Source organism: Peribacillus asahii, assembly GCF_003570725.1.
In the GTDB taxonomy this organism is placed as follows: Bacteria; Bacillota; Bacilli; order Bacillales; family DSM-1321; genus Peribacillus; species Peribacillus asahii.
The window spans coordinates 1-1,621 of sequence record NZ_QWVS01000047.1; the positions used below are offsets into that span (position 1 = coordinate 1).

Annotated in this window: 1 protein-coding gene; it reads right to left on the minus strand. The window is 37.1% G+C overall.

Features of this window, described 5'->3' with window-relative positions:
- Positions 1-139: 139 nt before the first annotated feature.
- The coding region (locus D1953_RS18095; RefSeq protein WP_119118558.1) for a group II intron reverse transcriptase at positions 140-1,621 on the minus strand (1,482 nt) is incomplete at its 5' end.

A 1,621-nucleotide genomic window follows, 5' to 3' on the forward strand; every position in this document is an offset into this window, starting at 1 on the left:
CGGTTGCAATAGGTAAGCGTTTGAAGTAGTCTCCAGCTTTTCCCCTGCGCCACACGGAACGTGATAGTTTCCTATCATTCCGCGTTCCATCTAACAATACCTACTAGATTATAAGTTCCATGTTACTTCAAGATTTGGACTATTTGATGGATTCTAAGCCGCATTTTTCACGGTATTTGTTTAGTTTATTTATAACCGATTTGTCGTTAGCAAAATCCATTAAACGTGATTTAATTGCTTGTTGGTTTGTTTGATGAATAGCCATGTGTATATCTTTATGGATAATTCTAAGGTTATTAAAAGAGTCGTCTCCTCCTAGATGAAGAGGAATGTAATGATGACAGTGTACGTCACTAGCTTGGAGAAAGATACCAGTGATTTCACATTGCCCCATTTTCATACTGTATCGGCTAATCCGATTATCCATGTATTCAACACTTCGTGTTGGAATGGTTGACTTCATTAATAGTGAAATTTGAAACTGTATGTCTACTCGTAGTTGTTTATGTATATGTTCCCTACCTTCAACAGTATAAGGTGATATGTGCTGACTAAAGTTCATTGCATTTTTAGTTTTTATATCAGCAATTGGGAAGAGGTATACATTCGCTACTTTAAACGTTCTATAACCCGATTTATAAAACTTTTTATAAGCTGGTGGTGGGTTTAGAGGGTGTTCATATTTCCCAACAGATTTTAGACAGTTATAGATAAACGTGCGTACATCGTAAGCAAGACGTGAGAACTCGATGTTGACGTGTGTTGCTCGACTAAAATAGTTATGGATTCCTAAAACGAAGCTGTTAAAAAGAAGTGCATTTTGAGCAGTTGGAGACGTTTTGATTTTTTGTACATATCTCTTAATTTCTGCTTTTAATTTTTGACTTTTGCTTGTTTTAATTCCAGTATGTGCTACTCGCTTATTTCCTTTTGTATTTGCCCGAATGGTAAAACCAAGAAAATCTGATTCCCTTTTTCTAAGATTAATTATCTTTGATTTCTCTGGGGAGATGTCTAATTTCAGACGTTCTTTAAGATATGACCTAACGGCATGGAACCACTTTTGTGCTGTTTTCCAATCTCGACAGAGAATCTTAAAATCATCCGCATAGCGAACGAGGTATCCTTCTTTGAGATTGGTTCGCTTTTTCGCGTACCTTTCCCCTTCACGTGTTTTGTAGGGTTTATTGAGGGGAAAGAATTCCCATTGATTCGCTACCCATTGGTCTAAATCATTGAGTACAATATTTGAAAGCAATGGGGATAGCAGTCCGCCTTGTGGTGCACCCTTTGTAGGTCTACCTTCCCCATCAATTTCTGCCTTTAACATTTTGGATATACAAGCTAAGACCATTCGGTCTTTAACGCCTATATTCCATAATTGCTTAATTAGAAGTGAGTGGTTGATATTATCAAAAAATCCTTTGATATCAATATCCACTACGTAATGGAGAGAGGCTTGATTTATCAAAAATTGTACTCTTGCCATCGCATGATGAGTGGACCGTAGAGGTCTAAACCCATAGCTATGTTTGTAGAATCTGGCTTCCATAATTGGTTCGAGCACTTGCCTGAAGCATTGTTGTATTAGTCTATCCATAATACAAGGAATACCTAATGG